The sequence below is a fragment of the Streptomyces sp. RGM 3693 genome (genome assembly GCF_050471125.1).
Lineage (GTDB): Bacteria > Actinomycetota > Actinomycetes > Streptomycetales > Streptomycetaceae > Streptomyces.
This window is the reverse complement of record NZ_JBMPPQ010000001.1, coordinates 2,707,036-2,730,820: the sequence shown is the minus strand read 5'-3', so window position 1 is coordinate 2,730,820 and position 23,785 is coordinate 2,707,036. Positions and strand designations below refer to the sequence as shown.

General features: G+C 72.3%; 23 protein-coding genes and 1 pseudogene. 10 read left to right on the top strand and 14 right to left on the bottom strand.

Going from position 1 to position 23,785, the window contains the following annotated elements:
* Positions 1 to 355 precede the first annotated feature (355 nt).
* Positions 356 to 1,369, bottom strand: coding sequence for an alpha/beta hydrolase (locus ACO0M4_RS11700; RefSeq protein WP_430369808.1), 1,014 nt, complete (start codon positions 1,367 to 1,369; stop codon positions 356 to 358).
* Between the two features lie 296 nt (positions 1,370 to 1,665).
* On the opposite strand from ACO0M4_RS11700, the gene ACO0M4_RS11695 reads away from it, so the two are divergent.
* Both ACO0M4_RS11695 and ACO0M4_RS11690 read left to right on the top strand, forming a co-directional pair.
* Positions 1,666 to 3,600, top strand: coding sequence for an ATP-binding protein (locus ACO0M4_RS11695; protein WP_430369807.1), 1,935 nt, complete (start codon positions 1,666 to 1,668; stop codon positions 3,598 to 3,600).
* A gap of 164 nt (positions 3,601 to 3,764) precedes the next feature.
* On the top strand, positions 3,765 to 3,974 hold the full coding sequence (locus ACO0M4_RS11690; RefSeq protein WP_430369806.1) for a hypothetical protein: 210 nt from the start codon (positions 3,765 to 3,767) through the stop codon (positions 3,972 to 3,974).
* Between the two features lie 107 nt (positions 3,975 to 4,081).
* Here the strand turns inward: ACO0M4_RS11690 and ACO0M4_RS11685 are convergent, their stop codons facing one another.
* Both ACO0M4_RS11685 and ACO0M4_RS11680 read right to left on the bottom strand, forming a co-directional pair.
* Positions 4,082 to 4,744 carry a DedA family protein gene (locus ACO0M4_RS11685; RefSeq protein ID WP_430369805.1) on the bottom strand — a complete coding sequence of 221 codons (663 nt, stop codon included), beginning with the start codon at positions 4,742 to 4,744 and terminating at the stop codon, positions 4,082 to 4,084.
* A 249-nt stretch (positions 4,745 to 4,993) separates the two neighbouring features.
* Positions 4,994 to 5,452 carry a DUF4442 domain-containing protein gene (locus ACO0M4_RS11680; RefSeq protein ID WP_430369804.1) on the bottom strand — a complete coding sequence of 153 codons (459 nt, stop codon included), beginning with the start codon at positions 5,450 to 5,452 and terminating at the stop codon, positions 4,994 to 4,996.
* Positions 5,453 to 5,935: 483 nt separating this feature from the next.
* Between ACO0M4_RS11680 and ACO0M4_RS11675 the strand changes: the two are divergent.
* Positions 5,936 to 7,349, top strand: a pseudogene (locus ACO0M4_RS11675) (MFS transporter).
* 277 nt (positions 7,350 to 7,626) lie between these two features.
* Here the strand turns inward: ACO0M4_RS11675 and ACO0M4_RS11670 are convergent.
* The 4 genes from ACO0M4_RS11670 to ACO0M4_RS11655 form a co-directional block, all read right to left on the bottom strand.
* The gene (locus tag ACO0M4_RS11670; protein WP_430369803.1) at positions 7,627 to 8,580 is read right to left on the bottom strand and encodes a spermidine synthase; all 954 of its coding nucleotides are present in this window, start codon (positions 8,578 to 8,580) and stop codon (positions 7,627 to 7,629) included.
* A gap of 212 nt (positions 8,581 to 8,792) precedes the next feature.
* Positions 8,793 to 9,641: a patatin-like phospholipase family protein gene (locus tag ACO0M4_RS11665; RefSeq protein WP_430369802.1), complete on the bottom strand. Its 849-nt coding sequence runs from the start codon at positions 9,639 to 9,641 to the stop codon at positions 8,793 to 8,795.
* Between the two features lie 660 nt (positions 9,642 to 10,301).
* Positions 10,302 to 11,477, bottom strand: coding sequence for an elongation factor Tu (tuf, locus tag ACO0M4_RS11660; RefSeq protein ID WP_430369801.1), 1,176 nt, complete (start codon positions 11,475 to 11,477; stop codon positions 10,302 to 10,304).
* A gap of 109 nt (positions 11,478 to 11,586) precedes the next feature.
* A complete protein-coding gene (locus tag ACO0M4_RS11655) occupies positions 11,587 to 11,772 on the bottom strand; it encodes a hypothetical protein (protein WP_430369800.1) in 186 nt (61 codons plus the stop codon).
* A gap of 187 nt (positions 11,773 to 11,959) precedes the next feature.
* Here ACO0M4_RS11655 and ACO0M4_RS11650 point away from each other — a divergent pair, with 187 nt between their 5' ends.
* The gene (locus ACO0M4_RS11650; RefSeq protein WP_430369799.1) at positions 11,960 to 12,661 is read left to right on the top strand and encodes a TVP38/TMEM64 family protein; all 702 of its coding nucleotides are present in this window, start codon (positions 11,960 to 11,962) and stop codon (positions 12,659 to 12,661) included.
* 116 nt (positions 12,662 to 12,777) lie between these two features.
* On the opposite strand, the gene ACO0M4_RS11645 is transcribed toward ACO0M4_RS11650, so the two are convergent.
* The 3 genes from ACO0M4_RS11645 to ACO0M4_RS11635 form a co-directional block, all read right to left on the bottom strand.
* Positions 12,778 to 13,464: a pyridoxamine 5'-phosphate oxidase family protein gene (locus tag ACO0M4_RS11645; protein WP_430369798.1), complete on the bottom strand. Its 687-nt coding sequence runs from the start codon at positions 13,462 to 13,464 to the stop codon at positions 12,778 to 12,780.
* 229 nt (positions 13,465 to 13,693) lie between these two features.
* The gene (locus ACO0M4_RS11640) at positions 13,694 to 14,551 is read right to left on the bottom strand and encodes a hypothetical protein (RefSeq protein ID WP_430369797.1); all 858 of its coding nucleotides are present in this window, start codon (positions 14,549 to 14,551) and stop codon (positions 13,694 to 13,696) included.
* A 304-nt stretch (positions 14,552 to 14,855) separates the two neighbouring features.
* Positions 14,856 to 15,725 carry an SCO6745 family protein gene (locus tag ACO0M4_RS11635; RefSeq protein ID WP_430369796.1) on the bottom strand — a complete coding sequence of 290 codons (870 nt, stop codon included), beginning with the start codon at positions 15,723 to 15,725 and terminating at the stop codon, positions 14,856 to 14,858.
* Between the two features lie 376 nt (positions 15,726 to 16,101).
* Here ACO0M4_RS11635 and ACO0M4_RS11630 point away from each other — a divergent pair, with 376 nt between their 5' ends.
* Positions 16,102 to 16,377, top strand: coding sequence for a hypothetical protein (locus ACO0M4_RS11630; RefSeq protein WP_430369795.1), 276 nt, complete (start codon positions 16,102 to 16,104; stop codon positions 16,375 to 16,377).
* 212 nt (positions 16,378 to 16,589) lie between these two features.
* On the opposite strand, the gene ACO0M4_RS11625 is transcribed toward ACO0M4_RS11630, so the two are convergent.
* The 4 genes from ACO0M4_RS11625 to ACO0M4_RS11610 form a co-directional block, all read right to left on the bottom strand.
* Positions 16,590 to 16,814, bottom strand: coding sequence for a hypothetical protein (locus tag ACO0M4_RS11625; protein WP_430369794.1), 225 nt, complete (start codon positions 16,812 to 16,814; stop codon positions 16,590 to 16,592).
* A 2-nt stretch (positions 16,815 to 16,816) separates the two neighbouring features.
* A complete protein-coding gene (locus ACO0M4_RS11620; RefSeq protein ID WP_430369793.1) occupies positions 16,817 to 17,104 on the bottom strand; it encodes a DUF6400 family protein in 288 nt (95 codons plus the stop codon).
* 331 nt (positions 17,105 to 17,435) lie between these two features.
* Positions 17,436 to 18,668 carry a PP2C family protein-serine/threonine phosphatase gene (locus tag ACO0M4_RS11615; protein WP_430369792.1) on the bottom strand — a complete coding sequence of 411 codons (1,233 nt, stop codon included), beginning with the start codon at positions 18,666 to 18,668 and terminating at the stop codon, positions 17,436 to 17,438.
* A gap of 140 nt (positions 18,669 to 18,808) precedes the next feature.
* On the bottom strand, positions 18,809 to 19,219 hold the full coding sequence (locus tag ACO0M4_RS11610) for an organic hydroperoxide resistance protein (protein ID WP_430369791.1): 411 nt from the start codon (positions 19,217 to 19,219) through the stop codon (positions 18,809 to 18,811).
* 164 nt (positions 19,220 to 19,383) lie between these two features.
* Here ACO0M4_RS11610 and ACO0M4_RS11605 point away from each other — a divergent pair, with 164 nt between their 5' ends.
* From ACO0M4_RS11605 to ACO0M4_RS11585, 5 genes are all read left to right on the top strand, one after another.
* On the top strand, positions 19,384 to 19,836 hold the full coding sequence (locus tag ACO0M4_RS11605) for a MarR family winged helix-turn-helix transcriptional regulator (protein WP_430369790.1): 453 nt from the start codon (positions 19,384 to 19,386) through the stop codon (positions 19,834 to 19,836).
* 297 nt (positions 19,837 to 20,133) lie between these two features.
* Entirely contained in the window at positions 20,134 to 20,367 is a 234-nt protein-coding gene (locus tag ACO0M4_RS11600) for an acyl carrier protein (protein WP_390022042.1), read from the top strand.
* Positions 20,364 to 21,605, top strand: coding sequence for a beta-ketoacyl-[acyl-carrier-protein] synthase family protein (locus ACO0M4_RS11595; RefSeq protein ID WP_430369789.1), 1,242 nt, complete (start codon positions 20,364 to 20,366; stop codon positions 21,603 to 21,605). Before ACO0M4_RS11600 ends, ACO0M4_RS11595 begins: the two co-directional genes overlap by 4 nt.
* A gap of 77 nt (positions 21,606 to 21,682) precedes the next feature.
* Positions 21,683 to 22,576 (top strand): alpha/beta fold hydrolase, encoded by an 894-nt coding sequence (locus ACO0M4_RS11590; RefSeq protein ID WP_430369788.1) that lies wholly within the window; start codon positions 21,683 to 21,685, stop codon positions 22,574 to 22,576.
* A gap of 446 nt (positions 22,577 to 23,022) precedes the next feature.
* A complete protein-coding gene (locus ACO0M4_RS11585; protein WP_430371343.1) occupies positions 23,023 to 23,721 on the top strand; it encodes a transglycosylase SLT domain-containing protein in 699 nt (232 codons plus the stop codon).
* Positions 23,722 to 23,785 lie beyond the last annotated feature (64 nt).

Sequence of the window (23,785 nt, the reverse complement as noted above, 5' to 3'; positions counted from 1 at the left end):
GGCCCCCTTTAGGGCCATTGGCTCCCGATACGACGCCACCACGCAACCCGTTGGGGCGCTTCCTGACGGCCCGCTAGCACCCGGAACCGCACCGTAGCGAACGCAACGCAGCGCGAATCGCGGCAGATCAGCGGCGCGGAGCATCGTGGACGCAGGTGATCTCACCACCGCGCACCGCAGGCCCCTTACGGTCATCCGCCGCTGGGTGCCCAGGAGGCGGTAGGCGGTGCAGCGCACCCGCGCGGATCCCGGACGCAGTCAACCGACCGCGGTCCGCTGGGAATCAGCGGACGCGGCAGTCGGCCGAAGACCGACCGACCGGCCACGGCCGCCCGGGCACGCCGCCGACGGGCCGTCAGACCGACGGCGCCGCCACCGGCCCCTGCATCTGCTCGCTGATCCAGTGCAGCGACTCGGCCATCCGCTTGATGTAGGTGTGTCCGCTGTGCACGCCGTCCGGTATTTCGAAGAGCGTGGAGTGGATCGGTCCGCGGGCGCCGTTGGTGTAACCGCCGATGAAGCGCTTCACGTCGGGCACCGCGTCCTCCTTGCTGCCGAGCTCGAAGGCCAGGTAGACCTGCGGCCCGCCGCGTGCGGCCAGCTGCCGCGCCAGGTGCCGGGGGTCGTTGGCCAGCTTCTCGGCCGGGTGCCCCTTCCACAGCGGCGAGTCCGGCGCCGTGTCCGGACCGTTGACGATCGCCGCCTTGAACCGCTGCGGCTCCTTGAGCACCGCCTTCAGCGCCGCGAACCCACCCGACGAGGACCCCATATAGGCCCAGCCGTCCCGCGTCCCGTACGTACGGAAGTTGGCCCGGGCGAACTCCGGCACGTCCTTGGTCAGCCAGCTCCCCATCTTGGGCTGACCGGGGATGTCGCTGCCGTCGTAATACGTCTTGCGGGGGTTGAGGACCGGCATCACCAGGATGAACGGCAGCGTCTTGCCCTCCTTCGCCCACTCCCCGAGCCGCTCTTCCAGCGCGAACGGCGCATCCGTCCAGTAATTGGCCGGGTACCCCCAGGCACCGGGCAACGCGATCAGCACCGGGAAGCCGCTCCGGGCGTACCGGGGCTGGTTGTACTGCGGCGGCACCCAGGCCCAGACGTCGCCGGTGTAACCGGACGCGCGCCCGTGCCACCTGGTGTGCAGCACCTTGGTTCCGTCGTCCCCGGTCGGCCGGTAGGTGGTGAACACCGAGCGGGGGCCCTGCGGCAGCACCGTCCGCGGCCGGCCGTTCAGCGCGTCCGCGGCGTGGGCCCGCAGCCGCGGCACCTTCGACGCGTCGACGACGTCCTGCCCCGGCCCACCGCATCCGGCCAGCAGCCCCAGGGCCAGCACACTCACCGCAGCTCTGACGCGCAGGGACTTCATCGGGACGATCTCCTCAGGCACTTGGGGCCGGCCGGGGCACCACGGTGCCATCGCGAAACCGGTCGAAAGGCACCACTCTAAGATCGGCCCGTCAGCAGCCGGACGCCGACCCCGCCCTTCGTGACCTGGGGTTTACCGTTCCGTTTCACCATCAAGACGAACCGCCGCGTCAAGCGCACCGCGCACGTTTCCCCCTAACGGTGAACCCCGTCCGCTGTTTACCCGGCGGTCGGTTCTGGCATCGTGGTTCGCTCCTAGGGAAGTGCGCGGCGATGTGCCGTGTTTGGGGATGACCGATGACCGCGTGGGCCGATCACGGGCCGCTGCCCGGCGTAGTGGGGCGGGCAGTTGAACACGAGCAGGTGGCCGGACTGCTGGGCCGGACCGCCCCGGTCACACTCACCGGACCGGCCGGGGTGGGCAAGAGCCTGCTGGCCCGCGCCGTCCTCGAAGAGCGCACCGCGACCGGCCCGGACACCGTCATCCGGATCGCCTGCTGGGACGGGCTGACCGCGGACGAACTGACCGGCGCCCTCCTCCGCGCGGCCGGCCTCCCCCCGCGGAGCACCGCCGAGGACCTCGCCGCGCACTGCCGCACGCACCGCGCGATCCTCCTCCTCGACGACTGCGACCCGCTGCGCGACGCCTGCGCGGCCCTGGTCCGGCGGCTCCTGCGGACCGAACCGGCACTGCGGATCGTAGCGACCGCCCGCCGGCCCCTGGGGCTGCCCGGGGAACGCGTGATCGCCCTCGCCCCACTGCCGGTGACCCTCGGCGAGGGCATCGCCGGGCCGGCGGTCGAACTCCTGGCGGCGCGCACCGGCCCCGCCGCCCCGGAACTCCTGGTCGCGGTGTGCCGGGCGCTGGAGGGGTGCCCGCTCGCGATCGGCCTGGCCGCCCGGCAGTTGGACCGGATGACGCTGGCCCAACTCGCCGCCCGGCTGGACGGGGAAGACCCGTTGCACTACTCCGGCCCCTCCCCCACCACCCGCCACGCCTCGCTGTACGCCGCGCACGCCGCCGGCTACGCCCTCTGTTCTCCTGTCGATCGCCAGGTCTGGGCCCGCCTCTCGGTTCTCCCCGGGGATTTCGACCCCTGGCTGGCGGGGTGCGTCTGTAGCAGCAGTGACGTTCCTGCAGCCGCCGTCGACGGAGCGCTGGAACGCCTCCGCACCGCCTCCGTCCTCACCTGCGTACGGGACGCCGAGAGCGCCACCGGCGCCGGGGCCGGACTGCCGCCCCGCTACCGGCTCCCGCGCGGCGCCCGGGAGTTCGGACGCGTCCGGCTGCGCGAGACGGGCGACGAGGTGGGGGCGCTGCGCCGGTTCCGCCAGGCGTGCGCGGCCCTCGCGGCGGAGGCGCAGATCACCTGGCAGGGCACCGGCCAGCAACTCGCGGTCCGCCTCGTCGAGGACGAGCAACACCACCTCGACGCGGCGCTGACCCGCCCCCCACTGGATGCCGAGGACGCCCTGAGCGCCCTGGAGATCGCGGTCTCACTGTGGTTCCAGTGGGCGGCCTGCGGCTTCCGCCACGAAGGCCGCGCCCACCTGGACCGGCTGCTGCGACTGTCCCAGGAGGACACCGCGCTACGGGCCCGCGCCCTGTGGCTGGCCGGCTACCTCGCGGCCCAGGAGAACGCCCCCACCACCGCCGAACCCCTCCTCACCCAGGCATGGACGGCGGCCGTGATGCACGCGGACGCCGACGGCCTGGCCCGTATCGCCCATGCGCACGCGGTCCTGGCGCTGTACCGCGAGGACACCACGGCCGCCGTGGCCTGCCTGGAAGAGGCCGTCCGGCACACCTCCCGCGACCCGTGGTTCGGCCCCGGCCCCGCCCACAGCCGGGCCCTGCTCGCCATCGCCCTCGCCCCGCTCGACGCGGTCCGGGCCCGGACCGCGGCCCACCGCGCCTGGGAGTCCCGCCACGCCGACAGCGACTTCTGGCTCCACTCGACGATCCTCTACGCCCATGCGCTCATCGAACGCGCCCACGGCGACCCGGCCACCGCCCTCCGGGCCTGCCGCAAGGCCCTGGTCGCGAAGAAGCTGATCGGCGACCCGCTGTTCGTCACCGGCGCCCGCACGATGCTGGCCGGCCTGCGCCGCGGCGTCCGCTCCGACACCCCCGTACGCGTACCCGGCGCCGGCGAGGTGCGCTGGTGGCGCCGCCGCGCCTCCGGCCCCGACCGCCAACCGTTCTTCTCACGCCTGCGCGCGGGCCCGTGAGATCCGCCCGGGTGTGCGCGGGCCCGGCCGAGCGGACGGCGTCCGGCCGGGCGCGGGGCGGAGCAGCGCCGGAGCGGGGGAACCGCCGCCGGGCCCGGCACCGTACGTGACACGTCGACTGCGGTCGGAATGCGGGGGCGCCGGGGCCGTCGCATGCTGGAGGCATGAAGCGTGCCCCCGTCATCGTGCATCCGCCGTCCACCGGCGGGCGCCGCGTCACGCTCCATGGGCAGGACCTGGGACGGGCGCTGCGCCCCGGCGACGTGGCCGCGATCCTGCGCCGGGCCGGGTTCTCCACCGCGCGCTTCGTCTGGGACGACACCGGCATCATCGAATGGCGCGACGGCGGACCGGACATCTGGCAGATGCCCTGACGTCCGGCTGCCACGACACCCCACGGACGACGTGAAACGCGCGACGCCCCGGACGTCCTGGTGAGGACGTCCGGGGCGTCGCGGGTGTGCGTTCGCCGACTGCCGGCTCAGTCGCCCGTCGTCGCGGCGACCGGGGACTGAACGGCCTCCGCCGCCTCACGCGCCGCCGCGGCCTTCTTGGCCCGGTGCTTCATGAGCAGGAACGACCCGATGCCGAACAGCACCGCGGCGACCAGGCCCCACGTCTGGAAGCGCTTGAGCCAGGGCTCGGCGACGATACCGACGGTGTAGATCAGCGCGGTCGTACCGCCGGCCCAGATGACGCCGCCGAGGACGTTGGCAATCAGGAACTTCCAGTACGGCATCTTCAGCACACCCGCGAGCGGGCCGGCGAAGATGCGCAGCAGCGCGATGAAGCGGCCGAAGAAGACCGCCCACATTCCCCACTTTTCGAACTTCGACTCGGCCATGGCGACATGGTCGGGCCCGAAGTGCTTGGGGAACTTCCGGCCGGCCCAGGTCAGCAGCGGCTTACCGCCCTTGCGACCGATCGCGTAGCCGATGGAGTCACCGATGATCGCGCCGACGGAGGCGCAGGCACCCAGCACGAACGGGTCGATGTGGTCTTGGGTCGCGGCCAGGATCGACGCGCTGACGAGGACGATCTCGCCGGGCAACGGAATGCCCAGGCTCTCCACCCCGATCACCAGCCCCACGAGGAGGTAGACGCTCAAGGCGGGTACCGTCGCCAGCCATTCCTGGATGTGCAAGGCTGCTTCCTCCGCTGGTGTAGGGCCCCCGTGGGCCGTTGCCCGGTGCCCCCGGCACCGATCGGTCATTCCCTGACGCGCTGTGCCAGCGCGTCAGGGAAGCGTACTCGATCGGGTGGTACCGACGACGATTCCGGTTATGGGCGGGTGCATCGGCCCACCACCGCCTACTCACCCACGGCTACACCCACGGCTGGTCATTCGCCAACCACGGTTACATCCCGCGGACGTCGTCCGGCCCCACCGCGGTCACTTGTTGGGGCGCAGCGTCCACACGATCGTCATCTCACCGGTGACGGCGCCGTCCTTGTCGCGGGTGATCTCGACCTTCACCGGGAACTCCGGGCGCTCCCCGGCGTCCAGTTGGGCGATCACCTCGGACACCGGCCGGCCCAGCTCGGCGGTGGCGGTGACCGCTCCCATGGCGAGCTTTCGGTATCCGATCTCGGCGCCCACCGCCAGCGGCACCGCACGGCCCAGCTGATCGCCGAAGGCGGTCATCACGATCGCGCCGCTCGCCGACTCCGCGAGCGTGAACATCGCGCCGGCGTGCGGGCCACCGACGTGGTTGTGGAAGTCGGGCTGGTCGGCCATGCGGACCACGGCGCGCTCGGCGGTGGTCTCGGTGAACTCAAGGTTCAGGGTGCGGACCATCGGCACGGATGCCGCCATCATGTCGCCGATCGACGGCAGGGACTCAGAGGACATAGCGCCATGTTACCTAGCAGTAGCTTAGCTGTGAAGAGGTCATCCGCCCCTCCCTCCCCGACCACCCCATAACACCGACCCCCTCGCCGAAAACCGGGTGCCGCCACCCCCGAACCCCATAGCGTGAACGCCCATGACACAACGGGGACACACCCAGCGAACCGAGTACGCACTCTTACGGCCACTGCCCCAGGCAGCACGCCGAACCCGGCCGACAACGGGCCGCGATCACTCCCGTCCACCTCATCGGCCTTCCCCACCCCACTCGACATGGCCGCCCCTCTCGACGCGAACATCCCTCTCGACGCGGCCAACCCACCCGACATTGGCGGCCCGCCCGACGCGGCCATTCCTTCTCGTCCGGCCGGTCCTTCCGATCCCGCCGGTCCTTCCGGCACTCCTGGCGCGCCCCTCCTCGGGGACTCCGAACTCCTCGGGAGGACCGCACTCCTCGGGAACTCCGAGCCGACGGGACGGTGCCTGATGGCGGCCCGCCCCACCTGGGCCGGGCGGAACTTCGTCCTGCTCAGCGCCGCCACCATGATCGCCGGCCTCGGCAGCAGCGGAGCGATGATCGCGACCTCGTTCGCCGTGCTCGGCGCGGGGGGCTCCGCGACCGACGTCGGACTGGTCTCCGCCGCCCGCATGGTGCCGCTCGTCCTCTTCCTCCTGATCGGGGGCGCAATCGCCGACCGGCTCCCCCGGCACCGCGTGATGGTCGCGGCGAACAGCGTCAACTGCCTCTCCCAGGGCCTGTTCGCACTGCTCGTCCTGTCCGGCACGGCGCACCTGTGGCAGATGGCGCTCCTGGCGGCGATCGGCGGCACCGGGCAGGCGTTCTTCGCTCCGGCCTCGGAGGGCATGGTGCTCGCCAGCGTCTCCGGCGAGCAGTCCGGCCGCGCCTTCGCACTGTTCCGCGTCGGTATGAACGGGGCGAACATCGGCGGCGCGGCACTCGGGGGCGCACTGGTGGCGGTCGTCGGCCCGGGCTGGGTGCTGGCGGTCGACTCCGCCGCCTTCGCCGTCGCCGGCGCGCTGCGCGCTTTCCTCGACGTGAGCGGAATGCCGGAGCGCACCCCGAGCGGCGGGATCCGCAGCGACCTGCGGGACGGCTGGCGGGAAGTCGCGTCCCGGCCGTGGTTGTGGGCGATCGTGGCGCAGTTCTCCCTCGTCAACGCGCTGGTCACCGCGGTGCAGTCGGTCTACGGGCCGCTGGTCGCCGAGGAACACCTGGGCGGCGCAGGACCCTGGGGCCTGGCGCTGGCCGCCTTCGGCGCCGGCACCGCGATCGGCGCCCTCCTGATGACCCGCCTCACACCGCGCCGCCTCCTGTTCACGGGCACCCTCTGCGTCTTCCCGTTGGCCCTCCCGTCCGCCGCGCTCGCCGTACCGGTGCCGGCCGGCTGGCTCGCCGCGATCATGTTCGGCACCGGGATCTCGGTCGAGGTCTTCTCGGTGACCTGGATGGTGACGCTCCATCAGGAGATCCCTGAGGAGAAGTTCTCCCGGGTCTCCTCCTACGACTGGCTCGGCTCACTGGCCGTGGTCCCGGTGGCCACCGCGCTGGCCCGGCCCCACCCAGGACCTCATCGGCCGCACCGCCGCACTGTGGGCCTGCGCCGCCCTGATCGTGCTCCTGACGGCCGCCACCCTCTGCATCCCCGACGTCCGCGACCTCACCCGGCGCCACCCTCCCTTCGCGCCCTCCCCCGCACCGCCTTCCCCTTCCCCTGCTGCTTCCTCTTCCACTTCCCCGTCCACTTCCCCGTCCTGCCCCTCGCCCCCTTCCGCCTCCTCCCCCTCGTCACCGCTGCCGCCCGCCCGTCACCTCCCGCGCCGCACGCACCCCGGCGATACCCACACCACTCACCGCGACCAACGCAACGAAGGGAATTAATCACTCTCCGTAACCGTTGCCGAAACAGGAGAAAGGAGGCCCCGTCGACACAGAGGCTCGGTCACGGAGGCTCGGTCACGCCGCGGAGGCTCGTCTGCAGAGGCTCACGACAAGATCATGACGAGCTGGCGAGGTCACGATGAGTTAGGGAACGGAGGACACGAGGTAGGGACCGGAGGGCACACGGTAGGGAACGCAGAGCTGGGCCCGTCGACTCATTGCTCGGCTGCTCAGTTGCTCGGTTGCTTGCTCGTGGAGGAGGCATTGCCCGTGGGGATCAAGCGACGCTGAAGGTGCCGTCCGGGGGGATGGGGGACGGGAGGGCTTGGGTATCGGGCACGGGGCTGGCGTCGGCGATCAGGCGGCGCAGGGGGGAGCCGTGTTCGACGCGGGCGGGGAAGACGTCGGCGGCGGTGCGGCGGGCCAGGGCGGCGATCGGGAGCTCCGTGTGCGAAGCGAGCAGCACGGCGTTGCCGAAGCGGCGGCCGCGCAGTACCGACGGTTCCGCGATCAGGGCGAGATGGGCGAACACCGCGGCGAAATTGGCGAGTTGACGGCGCAGGAAGTCGAAGGGGGCACTGTCTGCCAGGTTCGCGGCGTAACAGCCGTGGGGGCGCAGCGCACGGGCGGCGGCGCGCGCGTACTCGACCGAGGTCAGTTGAGCGGGCACCCGAGAGCCAGTGAAGACGTCCGCCACGATCACATCGACGCCGGCCTCCGGTGCCGCCTCCAGTGCCGCTCGGGCGTCCTGCGGGTGCAGCGCGATCCCGGAGTTGCCGGGCAGCGGGAGATGCTCCGTCACGAGGGCGAGCAGACCGTGATCGACGTCGATCACGTCCTGCCGGGAGTGTGGACGGGTCGCGGCGAGGTAACGCGGCAGGGTCAGCGCGCCGCCGCCCAGGTGCAGCACGTCCAATGGCTGCCCGGGGGGCGCGGCCTCGTCCAGGACGTGCGCGAGCCGGCGGACGTACTCGAACTCCAGGTGCGTGGGTTCGTCGAGGTCGACGTACGACTGTGGCGCGCCGTCCACCGTGAGAAGCCAAGCGCGGGGGCGGTCGATGTCCGGGAGGAGTTTGGCCGTGCCGTGGTCGACCGTGCGGGTCACGGGAACCGGGTCCTCGGCGGTCCGGGAGGCTTCCCGCTCCGCGGGGTCCTGGTCGGCCGCCCGGGGCTCGTCAGCCGCCGGTGAGGTGTCCGTCGATGTGTTCGTCGCCGGTGATTCGTTGTGCACCGTGCCATTGTGGCGGGTGGGGTGGGTCTCCTGTCGCGCTGGGGTGGGTCCCCTGTCACGGGCGGGGTGGGGGGACCCCTTGGGCAGGGGCCTCGTCGGATCAGGGGCCTTGCCGGTTGTGCCGAAACAGGCCAAGGCCGGAACGGGTCAGGCTCGGAACGGACCCGAGCCGGAACAGGCTCAGGCCCAGAACGGCTCAGGCCCGGAGCGGGTCAGATGTTCCAGAGGGCGCGGATTTCTGGGGCGTGGGTGGCGGACTGGCGTCGGCCCGCGCGGGCGGCGTCGGCGCGTTTGGCGGGGTCCAGGACGTTCCGGCCGAATGCCGACCTGGATGCGCGGTCCGGGGTGATCACGCATACCCGGGCGCCCTTCCCTGCCAGCCGCGCGCCCTGGGTGCGTGGCGCGACGATCGGTCCGCCGCCAGCCGCGATGGGGGCGATGACCACCACCCGGTCGTAGCCCGCGGCCAGGTCCGCGTTGGCGCTGGAGTGCACGCCGCCGTCCACCCACCGCTTCCCGTCGATCGTGACCGGTGGGTAGACGGCCGGTACCGCGCAGCTGGCGCTCACCGCGTCGAGGAGTGGTACGCCGCTGGTGCCGTCGAAGGCGGTGCGCTCCCCCGTCGCCGAGTCCACCGCGGTGACCAGGAGCCGCCGCGCGGGCCAGTCGTCCATGCCCAGGGTCCGGGCGATCGCCACGCGGTGTTCGGCTTCCGGTGCCGTACGCGCCGCCAGCGCGAGCCGTCCCATCCGCGCACCGAACGACACCGCGTCCCGGGAACGCAGGGCGACGGCCGCGAAGCGTGCGAACACCGCCGGGCCCAGGCGGGCGGCCGGTCGTCCGTCCGGCGCGGCCAATTGGCGCTCGTACAGCTCTTCCAGGGTGTGCAGACGGGAGGTCAGTTGGGCTCCGACGATCGAGCCGGCGGAGGTGCCGATGACGACATCGGCGTCGGCGAGGTCGGTACCCGCCTCCGCGAGGCCCGCCAGCATGCCGACCTCCCAGCCGATGCCGGTCAGTCCCCCGCCGCCGAGGACCAGCGCCGTTCTCGATACGGGCATGCGATGTCCCTTCCACGCCAGAGCCGCTCGACCTTGACTCCTCGCGCGTCGCTGTGTGCGTTATAGACCGGTATGCGGTGCTTGGATTCCTCTGCGTTCAGCTTTCGGCGTTCTTCGGCTTTCGGCTTTCGGCTTTCGGCGTATGCGAGGACTCGAACCCCGTCCGACGGCCGCAACCTCTTCGCACGCGGTCGTCGGTGCCGGCGGCCGCGCCGGCGGCGGCTTCCTGGCGGGATCGTAGGCGCGGAACATGAAGGGGAACAGGGGAACAGTGGCACGAGGGCAGGCAGCCGCGCGGAGGTGAGCACGAGCCCGATGCCGGCACACCGGCGGGGCGTGAGCAGCGGAAGTGGGGGGGTGAGCAGACGACGTGACGTGCAGGAGGGACACGGGAGCAACAGCGGGACACGGGAGTTGCGCACGGGGCACGGGAGTTGCGCACGGGGCAGGGCCTGCCCGGGCATGATCGGCCGGGCAGGCCCTGGTCGAGGCGGGACGAGGACGACGTCAGCCCCTGATCATCTGCTGCTGTTCAGCGACTGCGCGGCCGTAGCGCTACCGGGCCGTGGCTCTCCTACGCGGTAGGTCGCCTGGGCAGTGGCAGTGGCGCGCCTCGGCAATCGCACGTCTCGGCAGTGGTGCCTCCCCTTCCCCATGTGCTCACTCCTCCACGGTGCGGACCGTCCCCGCGCCGACGGTGCGGCCGCCCTCGCGGATGGCGAAGCCGAGGCCGGGCTCCAGTGGTACCGCGCGGCCCAGTTCAACGGTTGCGGTCACCGTCTCGCCGGGGCGGGCGACGGCGCGCTCGCCGAGGTCGATGGCGCCGACCACGTCCGCGGTGCGGATGTAGAACTGTGGGCGGTAGCCGGTGGCCAGTGGCGTGCGGCGGCCGCCCTCCTCGGTGGAGAGGATGTACGCCTCGGCGGTGAAGCGGCGTCGCGGGGTGACGCTGCCGGGCGCCGCGACCACGTCTCCGCGGCGTACGTGCTCACGGTGCAGGCCGCGCAGCAGCAGCGCGACGTTGTCCCCGGCCTCGGCGGATTCCATGGGCTTGCCGAAGGTCTCCACCCCGGTGACGACCGTGTGCAGCGTCTCCGCACCCAGTACGGCCACCTGGTCGCCGCAGCGCACCATGCCGCGCTCGACGGCCCCGGTGACGACGGTGCCGCGTCCGGTGATGGTCAGCACATTCTCCACGGAGAGCAGGAATGGCGCGTCCACATACCGTTCGGGCACCGGTACGTAGGTGTCGATGGCGTCCAGCAGTGCGCCGATCGCGCTCGTCCAGCGCGGGTCGCCCTCCAGGGCGCGGAGCCCGGAGACCCGTACGACGGGGAGGTGCTCCCCGTCGTAGCCGTGTGCGGTGAGCAGTTCGCGGACTTCCAGCTCGACCAGGTCGGTGAGCTCGGGGTCGCCCGCGTCGGCCTTGTTGAGTGCGACGACGACGTGCCGTACGCCCACTTGCTTGGGGAGCAGGACGTGTTCGGCGGTCTGCGGCATGATCCCGTCGAGCGCGGAGACGACGAGGATGGCGCCGTCGAGCTGGGTCGCGCCGGTGACCATGTTCTTGATGAAGTCGGCGTGGCCGGGCATGTCGACGTGGGCGTAGTGCCGGGTGTCGGTCTCGTACTCGACGTGCGAGATGTTGATGGTGATGCCGCGGGCGGCCTCCTCCGGGGCCCGGTCGATGCGGTCGAACGGGACGAACGTGCCGGTGCCCCGGTCGCTGAGGACTTTGGTGAGGGCTGCGGTGAGCGTGGTTTTGCCGTGGTCGACGTGGCCCATCGTGCCGATGTTCAGGTGCGGCTTGGTGCGGACGTATGCCGTCTTGGGCATGGTGTTCTTCCTCGCGGGAATGCGGTGATGACGGCGATGTGGCGCCGTGGGGACCCCTGGTCCGCTCCGACCCTCCCCCTGCGGGGTCCGCCGGACGATCCGGAGAGGGTCAGCTTCGGGTGCCGTGTGCTGCGGCGGCGGCGAGGGTGACGGGTGCCGTGCCGGCCACGACGGTGGCGGGGGCAGCAACGTCGATCGCCGTGGCTGCGGCGAGGAATCCGACGGCAGCCTTCGGCGCGTCCGCGGCGGTCACTGCGACCGCGGACAGCATCGGGAGGAAGGCGTGCCGGAACATGGGTCATATGGTGCCGGGGCGCCGGTCCGGCGTCGAATGATTTACGGGCCCGCCGCCACCGCGGTGTGCGCCCCGCCCCTTCCCGCCGTCCGGACGGCGGCCGCCCGTTGTGCGCCGTGCACCCCGGTTCGTGGTCGTACGGCCCGGATTCCGGCCGTGCGGCGCGCGCGTCGGTTACGCTCCCGGGATGCCCGCCCCCGCCGCCACGCCCGACGGCCTCGCCACGCGCTGCACGCGCGTGGTGTTCTCTCCCTGGTCGCGACTGGTCCTGCTGTTGGTCCTGTTGGTCTCCGCCGCGACCGCGATGGTGTGGTGGCATCCCCAGCGGCTGCTGGCCGGGGGCTGGCCGACGCAGTGGTCGGGGCCGACCGCACTGGTGGGCTTCGCGTTGGCGTACGGGGTGTGCACCACGGCGTTCGTCCCGCGGCCGGTGCTCAATCTCGCCGCGGGTGCGTTGTTCGGCAGCCAGTCGGGGCTGGTCGCCGCGCTGGCCGGTACGGTGCTGGGCGCCGGGTTGGCGTTCGGGCTCGGGCGGCTGCTCGGGCAGGAGGCGCTACGGCCGTTGCTGCGGGCCCGCTGGCTGACCGCCGCGGACCGGCAGTTGAGCGAGCACGGCTTCCGCTCCATGCTGGCGATCCGGTTGTTCCCGGGGCTGCCGTTCGCGGCCATGAACTACTGCGCGGCGGTCTCCCGTATGCGCTGGTGTCCGTATCTGCTGGCCACGGCGTTGGGGAGCATCCCCAACACCGCGGCCTATGCGGTGGCGGGCGCGCGGGCGGCGACGCCGACGTCGCCGGCGTTCCTGCTGTCCATGGGTTTCATCGCGGTCAGTGGGCTGGCGGCGGTGGTCGTCGCATGGTGCAAGCGCAAGGCGTTGCGCGGGGGTTGACTGCCAGGGGCCTGGTCCGGGACGGCTTGGCGGTCATGTCCTGGCCGGGTGCGGCCGGTCCGCCGGGGGCGGCCAGCCCATTGACTCCGGTCCTCGGGTCCGCCGACTCCGGCCTGTCATGACGCGGGCGTGTCCGTGCGTGCGGCGATGTGCGGCGGCACCGGCAGGTCCGTGCCCAGTGCGGGGTCCGGTGTCGGGGCTCCCCATGTCGTGCGGAGCGGAAGGACGCCGGCCCACAGGCCCAGTGCGGCGTCCGGGCCGTCGCCGTCGTCGGGGGCGCCGGTCCTGATCTTCACCGATGCCTCGTCGAGGGAGAGGGCGAGGAGTGCCGTGGCGGCCAGTTCCTTGCGGTGGGGGCGGCGGGCGTAGTCCCATTGGCCGGGTGCGCACTGCTCGGTGAGGCAGCGCAGGCCCGCCAGTTTCTCTTCGTCGTCGGTGACCGGGCGCGGTACTCCGTAGATCATCGCGCTGCGGTAGTTGATGCCGTGCTCGAAGACCGAGCGGGCCAGGACCAGTCCGTCGACGTGGGTGACGGTCACGCAGACGTCCGCGCCCGGGGAGGAGACGAGGCTGCGGCTGGCGACCGAGCCGTGGAAGTAGAGGGTGGTGCCGTCCGAACCGTAGACGGTGGGTACCACGCGTACGGTGCCGTCGACGGTCACGCCGAGGTGGCAGACGAAGCCGGCCGCCAGTACGGCGTCGAGTTCGGTGCGGTCGAGGCTGCCTTGCTCGCGGAGCCGGCGGTGTCGGGTGCGGTCGGTTTCGGTCAGGGTGCGGCCCGGGGTGGGTATGGACTCGGTCATGGCTGTCTGCCTGTCTACCTGTCTGCTCTGGGCTGCCGCGCTACGGGCGCGTCGCCGTGCCACGGGCCGGGAGGCGGGCTGCGTACGCGAGCGGGCAGCCCAGTGGGCCTGCCCGTCAGAGTAACGACTTCATAATATTCAAGCCAGGTATTTCACGGAATTCGTTGCTGACAGCTCGCTTGGCAACTGATTTCGCGCTACGCGTGGTATCCGGTGCTGTTCGGGGTCATCAGGAGCTGAGGTGATATTGGGCCCATGGCTGGTGGGCCGGGGCGGGTTCCTCGTGGGCGGGGGCGAGGGTGCCCCAGGGGGCGAGGGCGCTGTCCCATTCGGAAGCGAGGGCGGTGACATCGGTAACGGGTTCCGTGGGGGGCATCGCGCCCGTGTACCAGGAGGCGGACGTCATGGGGTGGGCGGTGGCGGCGCCGTTCCAGGTCGTCGACTGCTGGGCGGGGATGGTGTATTCGGACTCGTGGACGTCGCCGGGGCCGCGCCGGTGGCGGCCGGCGTAGGTCTCGGCGGAGCCGGGATAGAAGCGCCCCTGGGCCGAGAGTTGCTGGGCGCGCGCCATCAGGCGGCTGAGGTCGAGGCCGAATTCGGCGGCCAGTTCCCTGAGGTCCACGCCGGTCTGCCAGCTGCCGATCAGGACCGCGTCCATGGCGGGTGACCAGTTCTGGTCCGGTGGGCCGCCGGTGGCCGCCGTACCGGCCTGGCGGCTGGCGGCCGGCGGCTGGGCGGCGGTGGCGGTGTAGGCCGAGAAGGAAGAGTCGGAAGCGTGGTCCGGCACCGGGTCTTCCGGTTCTTCGGGTGGGGTGCGGGCGGCATTGGACAGCAGCTCCTCGGCGACGGCGCGGGCATCGTCCTTGCCCACCGTGCGCCGGGCGACCCGCACTTCCCGTTCATTGAGTCCGAACAGTCCGGCCACCGCGCCCGTACTTCCCACCGTCAGGGCGAACGCCGCGAGCATGCGGGAGCGATCGGCCTGCGCCTCGTCAAGTCTGGCCTGTGCTTCCCGGACACGTTCGTCACCCAGACAAAAGGCTTCTGCCAGTACGGCGTTGCGGTCCCACAATTCTCTCGGATCCATACTCAGACAACGCCGCTTCCGTCGGAGGTGATCCGATCTGTCGCTGCAAAGCACCCCAAAGCACCCATCGAACCACGAAATGACAATCACGTCGTAGCGCAGCTGACAATCACGTCGTAGCCCGGGAGGTCCCCCCGTCGGGGCGAAGTCGATTGTCAGTGCGGCGCGTTACCTTCTAAATCAGCTGGACGTGCCGGGCTGCGGCGGCTCGTACCAGACGTTCTCGGCGGAGCGGGGTGGTACGGGATGCTCGGGTGGCGGGTGGCAGCGCGCGGCTGGTGGTGCGGTGCGGGTGCTGGTGCGGCTAGGGCGTGTCCGGGTGGGGCAGGCCGATGGGGTTGGGGAAGGGGAGGACGTCCGCGGCCAGGATGCGGCGGACGACGGGGTGGAGCAGGTCCAGCAGGTGGTCGGTGTCCGCCGGGGAGAGCGGGCGGAGGAGTCGGGCTGCGAGGCGGTCGGTTTCCGCCTCGATGTGGGCGCGTTCGTGCCGGCCCGGCGCGGTTGCGTTGCCGTGGGCGTCGAGGAGGTTGCGGGAGCGCAGGCGGTCCGCGGCGGCGGCCCATTCCTGCTCGGTCCAGCCGCGGTCCTCCCGCATGGTGTCCTCGGGCACCCGGCCGGTGGCGGCGGTGAGGACCAGCGCTTCGCAGCCGTCCAGTTCCCGGTCGGCGAGCACGGCGAGGTGGGCTTCACCGCGGAACTCCCGCAGTGTGGTGGTGAGTTGCCAGAGTCGTTCCACGGGGTCGGCGTGGTCGCACAGTGCGCGGTTGGCGGCGAAGAGTGGGCGCGCGGTGTCGGGGGCGGCGTCGACGAGTGCCTGGAGTCGGGGCAGCAGTGCGGTGGCGGATCGGTCGAGGTCCGGGGCGACGGTGCGGAGGGCGCGGGCGGCGCGGGTGCCGCGTTCGTCGAGGACGTGGGCCGGGCTGACGGTGCTCCAGGCGGCGGGCAGTGCGCGGGCCACCATGCCCGGGGCGAAGACTCCGAGGACGGCGGTGGCGGTCGCGGGTTCGACGGCGCCCAGGGGCGCGGTGCGGGCGGCGAAGTAGCCCATCCAGAAGCCTTTGAGGCCGAGGGCCTTGCCCAGGGCCCGGCAGTCGTCGTCGAAGTAGCAGACCGCGTGCAGGGGCTCGGTCATCAGCCAGAGCGATCGGGCCCGCTGTGCCGTGGGCGGCTCCATGGTCTGCTCCTCGGACGACTGTTGGGAGTGTGGTGAGTGCGGGGCCGCCCGGGTGCCCGGCCCCGGGGGCGGTTCCTCGGTGGCTCCGCGCCTCGCACGCTATCGCCGTCCGGGCGGGGGCGCAGGGAAAGCGCGGAGGGCAGGGTGGGGCGGGCGGCCTTCGTCGCCGTGCTGTGGGCCGCGGACCAGGACGTCCGCGCCGTGGAGCGGCTCGACGGGAACGTGGCCGGATCGACGTCCGGCGGATCGCCGACGCCGGTCGGCGGCCCGCCGACCGGCCCGGCGAGAGGCCCAGCGATGCAGCCGCCCGCGTGCGACTCGGGCGCTCCTGCTCGGCCTGCGGGAGCACCGTGGCGGCTCGACCGGGGGCGCGGCCATGGGGTGCAGTGGCGTCTCCCCCGACGAGCAGGTGCACCTCAACGACAGCTACGAGCGGGCTACCGATTCCACCGGCCAGTCACTGGACCGCGTCGCCGCTGTCCCCACGGCCCGCTACCCCGACCGGCCGGTGTACGTGGTGACCAGCGCCACCGCGTTCTCCGGTGGGGAGGGCATGGCGACGTGGCGTAGTCGCTCCAGGTGCATGGGCGGGCGGTGGTCGTCGGCGCGCCGCCCCGGGGCGGTGCGCGCCGCGCCGCACGGCATCCAGTGAGCGGGCGCATCACGGTCGCGGTGTCGACCGCGCGGAGCGTGCACGCGGTGGCGGGGCGGGCCGGGCGGGTGTGGGCGGCCGGCCGGATCGTGCCGTTCCGGCGGAGCGGGTGCCGGAGGGGCGTACGAGGAGGTGCGGCGGGGCGACGCCTGGGGGCTGTCCGGTGGGTGAGGGCGGGGTCGGGGCGCTGCGGTGGCGGGTGGGCCGCTGTGTCAGGGGCGGCCGCCGGCGCCGAAGCCGGAGTCCCAGGACCAGAGGTGGGTGCAGGCGGGGCACTGGAGGTGCAGCAGGCTGCCCTTATTGGACAGCAGGTAGCGCCAGTGGTCGTCGCAGGTGCGGCCGGCGTGGCAGGTGTCGCAGTCCTGGTGGTCCTGGCAGCGGGGGCAGGGCACCCAGGCGCGGCGGCCGATGTCGGCGGTGGGGTCGATGGGCAGCATGCTCAGCCCTGCCCGGCGGCCGGTAGCACTCCGGCGGCGACCAGCATGGCGTAGGTGGCCTGCTGGTCGGCGTCGAGGCCGGAGTAGAGGAGCCGCTGGGCCTCCGCCTCGTCGTTCATCACCGCGACGGGGTCCCAGGTGTCGCCGAGCGCGGCGAGGACTTCGGCTCGGCGCCGGGCTTCGTGGCCGGCGAGGTCGAGCTCGAAGGTCCCGCGGGTGCCGTCGTCGGAGATCCCGGTGACGCGGGATATGTCAGCTCCGGGGCTGGAGGGGCTGGTGGGGTCGGTCATGCTGCGCTTCCTGTACCACTCGCGGACGATTCGGACGAGTACCGCCGATCGGACGTGTTTAGCAAGTGGGACGGGCTTGAGGAAGCGTCAGCCGGAGGCATTCTCCGGAAGGGTGCCGAGAACGACGGCGGAAAGGCCAAATATCGGGGTCGGGGCGGAACGCCGACCGGCCGGGCGTGATGGATGTCATGCCCGCGGGCGCCCCTCGACCGGGGTGTTGGCCGCCGGGCCCCGACCGCCGTCCTCGTGCGCGCGGGTGCGGGGGCCCGTCGGATGATCCGCATCCGCCGTCCTCGTGCGCGCGGGTGCTGCGCGCACGGGCCGTAGTCGGCTACGGCGCGCCCTCCGCCGCGTCCGGGCGGTGCGCGGGGCGGGGCGGCAGGCGGCGGAGGGCGACCGCCGCGGCGTCGTCCGCCAGGCGGCCGCCGGTGTGGGCGAAGAGGTCCTCGCGCAGCCGGCGGAGCACGGACTGGGGGCTGCTGCGGCTCCAGGCGCCGGCCCGTTCGGTCAGCGGGTAGAAGTCGCCGTCGGCGTTGCGCGCCTCGCTCACCCCGTCCGTGTAGAGGAGCAGCAGGTCACCGGGGTGGAAGGGGAAGGTGTCGACGTCGTAGTTCTGCGGGCCGTCGAGGGAGCCGAGGCCGATGGGGAGGGCGGGGCATTGGGGGTCGAGGGTGCGGGCGTGGCCGTCGCGCAGCAGGAGGGCGGGCGGATGGCCGCAGCTGATGATGCTCAGTTCGGGGCGCCGGTCGGGGATGTCGAAGAGTGCGACGGTGGCGAACGTTTCGCCGAGGTCAGGACCGGGGGTGGGGTGGGGTGCGGCCCGCTCGGCGGTGGCCGGGACGCTGCCGGCGGGGTCGGCGGGGTCGGCGGCCGACCGCGCGGCCGGGGCGCGCCACTGGCTGGTGTCCCAACGGACCGCGCCGTCCAGGTGGCGGGCGAGGCGGGGCAGGGTGGCCTGGCGGTGCGCGGCCGCCCGGAAGGCGCCGAGGATGAGGGCGGCGTGACTGTACGCGGGCAGGCCCTTGCCGCGGACGTCCCCGATGATCAGCCGGGTACTGGCGGCGGTGCGGGCGGCGGCGAACAGGTCGCCGCCCATCTCCGCCTCCTCCTCCGCCGGGAGGTACAGCGAGGCGATCTCCAGATCGCCGCTGCGCGCCGGCAGCGGCCGGAGCAGGACCTGCTGGGCCACGGCCGCCACCGAGCGGCTGCGGGAGAGTCGCCGCTCGTTGCGCTCCCGCACGACGGTGAAGAGGAAGACCAGCGCCGAGACCACGATCAGGGAGCTGATCTGCGCGTAGAGGTTCTCGGTGAACAGGGCGCCGCGGGCGAGGCCGATGCTCACCTGGGCGGCGACCGCCAGCGTGCCGATCACCGCGGTCGGGCCGGGTCCGGCGAAGGCGGCGGTGAGGGCGGGGGCGGCGACCAGCAGCGGGCCCAGGTGGATGTCCGGCGGAGCGAGGGCGTCGACCGTGCAGACCGCGACGATCATCCCGATCGGGATCAGCAGAAGGGCATGGCTCGGGTCCGGTCGTTGGCTCAGCCGCGTCAGCCGTCGGAAGGGCATGCATCATGGTTGCACTCGGATGAGGGAAATGTCTGGATCGTCGGGTTGCTCCCGGCTCTTCCGCCGCTCCCGCTCGATGCCGCCGCCCCCGTCCCGCCGGGGCGGTTGACGGCGCCCCGGCAGCCTCCGCCCCGACGCCGTTACTCGATGACGAGCTCGACGTCGATGTTCCCGCGCGTGGCCTTCGAGTAGGGGCAGAACTGGTGCGTCGCCTCGACGAGCTGCCGTCCGGTCTCGCCCGCGAGCGCGTCGGGGAGCTCGACCCGCATGACGACGGCGAGGCCGAAGCCGGTGGCGTCCTTGCCGATCGAGACCTCGGCGGTGACCGAGACGTCCTTGGTTTCCAGCTTCATCTGGCGGCCGACGTTGGCCATGGCGCTGGCGAAGCAGGCGGCGTACCCGGCGGCGAAGAGCTGCTCGGGGTTGGTGCCGGCGCCGTCGCCGCCGAGGGCCGGGGGCATGGCCAGGGCGAGGTCGAGCTGGCCGTCGGAGCTGACGGCCCGGCCCTCGCGACCGTTGGCGGTGGCGGCGGCGGTGTACAGGGCGTCCATGAGGGGTCCCTTCGTGTAGTGGACGGGGGCGGGTCGCGCTCGACCCGACGATCCGCGGCGGGCCGGCCGTGCGTCCCGGCCGAAAACAACAGTCGCACGTGATTGAGTTGCGCGCAAGTTGGTTGTGCACAACTCAATAGACCTCCGCGCGTTAACCTGGCTCCATGACCACGCCCCCGGTTTCCGACGCCGAACTGCTCCGCCTCGACCACCAGGTCTGCTTCTCGCTGCACGCCGCCTCGCGGGCGTTCGGGAGCGTCTACCGGGAGGCCCTGAAGGAATTGGGGCTGACCTACCCCCAGTACCTGGTCATGCTGGTGCTGTGGGAGCACGGCCCGGAGCCGGTTAAGCGCATCGGCGAGCGGTTGCGGCTGGACTCCGGCACGCTCTCGCCGCTGCTCAAGCGCCTGGAGGCGGCGGGCCTGGTGCACCGGGAGCGCAGCCATGAGGACGAGCGGTCAGTGATCATCCGGCTCACCGGGGCCGGCGAGACGCTGCGGGAGCGGGCGCTGCCGGTCCCACGTCGGATGCTGGCCGCCACCGGACTCACCGTCGATGAACTCCGGACGCTGCGCGGCCTGTTGGGTCGGGTCACCAGCGCGCTCGACGAGTCCTGAGGGGGCACCGCCGCCAGTGCGCGCCCCGCGGGGCTCGCCCCACACCGGCCGGCGTACGACCCGTACCCCGCAGCCCGTTCCGGCGTTAGACACCAAGCCGTTCCTCGTGGCGCGCGCCGGCTGGACGGATGCCTCTCCCCCACCGCAGTGCGCCCATCACCCCATTGAGCTACCAAGGTTGGGGAGCGCCCCGGACAAAGGCGTATAAAGGGTGGCCAAACCAGCCGGAGCCACCGGCGAAATATCCGCCCAGGACACGGTTGGCAGCATCGCCTACGAACAGCGGAGGAGCGCCACGTGAATGCGGCAGAAGTTGTCAACACCTTGCTGGAGGAGCGGTTCGGGGTCGCACGCGGTGAGGTGACGGCGGATACCCCGCTGCGCAGCCTGCGGCTGGACTCCCTGGCCCTGGAAGAGCTGCGGGTGCTCATCGAGGAGCGGTTGGACATCGATCTCGAAGAGGTGTCGCTCACCTCGCGCGACACCGTGGGCCAGCTGGTGGCGGCCATCGACGGCAAAGTCGCGGCGTGACGGCCCGCCAGAAGCCGTTCATCGCGGCCGTGACCGGACTGGGCCTGGTGACCGCGGCGGGCGTGGGGACGAAGGCCACCTGGCACTCCATCACCCACGACGTGGTGCCCGGCAACGTGTCCCAGCAGGCCGAACTCGCCGATCTGCCCTGCGACTTCATGTACACGGCGGCCGATCTGGACCCCACCGCACTGCTCGGGGTGGCCACCCAGCGGCTGATGGACCGCTTCTCGCAGCTCGCGGTGATCGCCGCCCGGGAGGCGGTCGACGACGCGGGGCTGGACCCGGGCAGCTGGGACGGCGGCCGGGTCGCGGTGGTGATCGGATCCGCCCACGGCGGGCTGCCGTTCTACGACCAGCAGAGCGCGGCGATGGCCGGGTACGGCGCCCGACGGGTCTCCCCCAAGCTGGCCCCGCTGACCGTGATCAACAGTGCGGCCAGCAGCGTCTGCATGGACCTCGGGGCGCACGGCCCCAGCCTGGGGGTGGCGACGGCGTGCTCCTCCGGGACCGTCGCGGTGGGCACCGCGCACCAGCTGCTGCGCGCCGGGGCCTGCGATATCGCCATCGCGGGCGGTGCGGAGTCGGTGCTCTCGCGCCTACTGATCGCCAGCGCCTGCCAGATGAAGGCGGTCTCCACCCGGCGGGAGGACCCGACCGCGGCCTGCCGCCCCTTCGACGCGGAGCGGGACGGTTTCGTCGTCGGCGAGGGCTCGGGGCTGCTGGTGCTGGAGCGGCCCGAACACGCCCAGGCCCGGCGGGCGCCGATCCGTGCACAGATCGCCGGTTACGGGGCGTCCAGCGATGCGTACGCGGCGGTGGCACCGGATCCTGAGGGACACGGCATCGAGCGGGCGTTGCGCACCGCGCTGGCGGACGCCGACGTCCAGCCCGGTGACGTGGGGCATGTGAACGCGCACGGCACCTCGACGGTGCTGAACGACCGCATCGAGGCGGTGATGTTGCGGAGAGTGCTCGGCGAGCATCCGTTGGTGACGTCGACGAAGGCGATGACCGGGCACACGCTGGGCGCCGCGGGCGGGATCGAGACCGCGCTGACCGTCCTGGCGCTGGAACAGCAGTTGGTGCCACCGACCGCCAACCTCACGGTGCCCGACCCGCGGATCCCGATCGACGTGGTGCGCGCCGCGGCCCGGCCGGCGGCGTTCGACTGCGCGGTCAAAACGTCGCTCGGGTTCGGGGGCCACAATGCGGCGCTCGTCCTGACCCGCGGCTAACCAGCCGGTCCTGTCGGGGTCCGGGCGCGCTCCGGGCGCTCCGGGCCTCATCGAGCCTCTCCCAGAAGGAAGCAGCCATGTCCGAGGAAGTGATCCGCTCCCTGTCCGTGTGCGGGGTGTCGTACGCGTACCGGGTGCTGCGGCAGCCGGAGCGGTGCACCGAGCCCGTCCTGGTGCTGGGCGGTGCGTTGCAGGGGATGTTCGGCTGGCCGCAGATGGAGGACCGGTTGGGGCCGGTGGCGGAGGTGGTGACCGCGGATCTGCCCGGGATGGGCGGTGCGGAGCCGCTGCCGCCGGGGCCGAGCATCGAGGTGCTGTGCGCGGCGATCCTGGGGATCATCGACGATCTCGGTGCCCCGCGGATCAATCTCTTCGGCTTCTCCTACGGGGCGGGCCTGGCCTTCGGGTGCGCCCGGCGGTTCCCCGGGCGGATCGCGCGGCTGGTGCTGGGTGGGGTGCCGGCGCACATCAGCGAGGCGCAGGTGGCGCACTGGCGGCGGGCGGCGGGGCACCTGGCGGAGGGGGACACCGACACCTTCGCCACGATGGTGGCCGAGGGGCTGCTGTGTCGGGACGAGAGCCGGCCGGTCGTCCGGCGGGAGCTGGCGTACCGCTATGTGCGGCGGGCGATGCTGCAGGCGGCGTTGCACTCCCCGCATGCGGTGGATTCGCTGAGCCGGGCGCTGACCGACCGGCCGGACTTCTCGGGGGGCCTGTCCGGCATTCCCACGCTGGTCTTCAGCGGTGAGCACGACACGGTGACCGCGCCGTCCCGGCAGCGGGACTTCGCGGCGACCATCGCGGGGAGCCACTTCCTGGCGATTCCCGACACGGATCACTGGGTGGTGTTGGAACGTCCTGAGGAGGTTGCGGAATTGGCGGTCCGGTTCTTCACGGACCGGCCGCTGGGGGTGGTGGGGCGCTCGACCGCGGCGAGTGCGGGCGCGACCGCCGATCCGGTGCGGGCGTGAGGAGCGGGCCCGGCGGCCACGGATCGTAGCCGGGTGACCGCACAGTGGCGGGGCCGGGGTCGCCGGGGACGGCGAACCGGCCCCGTCGAGCTGTGAGCCAGGTAACAAACTGTCGTGCCGGGAGGGGCTCTTGAGGGTCCCGGGCGGTGATGCGGGGCACGCGACGTACGTCACGTACGACCCGGACTAGTCGAGTCCGGGCGCGGCGCGGGCCGGGGATTTCCGGCCCCATTACGGACATCTCGCCCGAACGCACGAAGATGGGTAGTACACGGCATCATTGCCACCATCCCGGGCTGGCGCTAACCATGTTTCCGGTAACACCGAGAACGAGCCTGCGGACTCCGCCAGAGCGGCGAGCGCGGCACCGACCCTCGGTCCCCGAGACGCCACCGATGGCCATCTCCCCGCCACCAAGCCCTGGAAGAGGTCACCTCCGCATGCCCATGCCCCGCTTCTCCCTGCCCCGAACCGCCCACCTCACCCGCACGCACAAGGTCTCCGCGGCGCTGGTGGCCTCCGCGAGCTGCGCAGCCGCCCTGGCGATGACCGCGGCGCCGAGCAACGCCGCGGCCCCGGCCGCGCACGCGTCCGCCACGGTGAAGCCGGTCAGCGCCAACGGCCTGCCGGTCACGGCGAAGGACAAGGCGGCCACGGAGCAGGACCACGTGGTCACCGCCTCGGTGGCGGACCACCTGAAGGTCACCGCGGTCGACAAGCAGGGCCATGCCGCCCAGCAGGCCGCCGACCGTTCCGCGGAGCGTGCCGAGATCGTCAAGGAGGCGCCGAAGGCCGCCCCCAAGGCGGCCGCGCCGAAGAAGTACAGCAACAACCTCGACGGCTGGATCCGCGAGTCCCTGGACATCATGAAGTCCAAGGGCATCCCTGGCAGCTACGAGGGCCTGCACCGCAACATCATGCGGGAGTCCAGCGGCAACCCGCAGGCCATCAATGACTGGGACATCAACGCCCGCAACGGCATACCCTCCAAGGGCCTGCTCCAGGTGATCCAGCCCACGTTCAACACGTTCCATGTGTCGGGTACGCCCCATAACCTCTACGACCCGGTGGCCAACATCACCGCCGCTGCCAACTACGCGGCGCACCGCTACGGCTCGATCGACAACGTCAACTCCGCTTACTGAGGCGGCCTTCCGCGCCGGGACTCCATGAGGGAGCGCCCGGCCGGGACCCCGCGCCCTTGAGGCG